Source organism: Oleiphilus sp. HI0067 (genome assembly GCF_001635735.1).
Map to the genome: position 1 here is coordinate 1 of NZ_LWFI01001545.1, position 835 is coordinate 835.

Genomic DNA, 835 nt, shown 5'->3' on the forward strand with positions numbered 1-835 from the left:
AAACAAAAGAGAAGTGAGCAAAACTGCAGCACCACATGCATGATACCTTGCTCAAACAGCATCGATACTGCGCTTAAATATAACATCACATAAACGAAAATGAGCACATCCCGCTGAGAACGCAACTCTAGTGACTTCATACAACCGACTAACAAGAGAAACACAGCTGCCATTTCAACGGAATAATCCAGTCGATAGTCAAGGAAGAAAACAATGAATGACGCACTGAGAACAATCACATTTAACAAGCGCTTACCAACCAGACCTGGTAATGCAACTAAAGCGATAAACAGGGCGATGCACGAGAAGAGCCATATTGGCGCGATCGATAAAAATGACACGGCCTGAAGCAGCATGACACCAACAACTCCGTGCCGAATGCCGTTTAATTCAAGAACCTCAGTTTGGGATACTTGCACTTCGGCCATTAAGCACACTCCGCCAAAGCCCTCAAACAGCGTCGCAAATGCAGCTCGCCCTGCTCTTCGCCAACACTTACATTTGGCAAGGATAACGAAAACGGAAGACGACTTTCATGTAACTCAAAAACATCGAAACACAAATAACTCAGCGCCAACTCCTTACCAAAGCGCATATATGAGTCATACTCAAGATGGACAGGATCCGCGCTAAGAAGCTCTGGCGAGCGAACTATTAGCTCATCACGCTTAGCAAAATGCTTCCAGAGAATTCTTCGAACATTATCGCCCTTATCATAAGCCTTAACATTATCGAGCTCTTGCCCCGAGATCTGCCCCGATCCTGAAACCGCATTGCGCTCTAGGCTTGTATTTTCGGGTGACGGTAAGGGTCTAGGATAAACGTACACAGCTTC

At 45.7% G+C, this 835-nt stretch carries 2 protein-coding genes; both read right to left on the reverse strand.

Annotation, left to right across the window (positions count from 1 at the left end; genetic code table 11):
- Positions 1 to 428 (reverse strand): DUF3488 domain-containing protein (locus A3739_RS25285; protein WP_156502825.1); only part of this gene is annotated, 428 nt, incomplete at its 3' end.
- Positions 428 to 835: DUF58 domain-containing protein (locus A3739_RS25290; RefSeq protein WP_156502826.1), on the reverse strand; the 408-nt coding region annotated here is incomplete at its 5' end. The genes A3739_RS25285 and A3739_RS25290, both read right to left, overlap by 1 nt.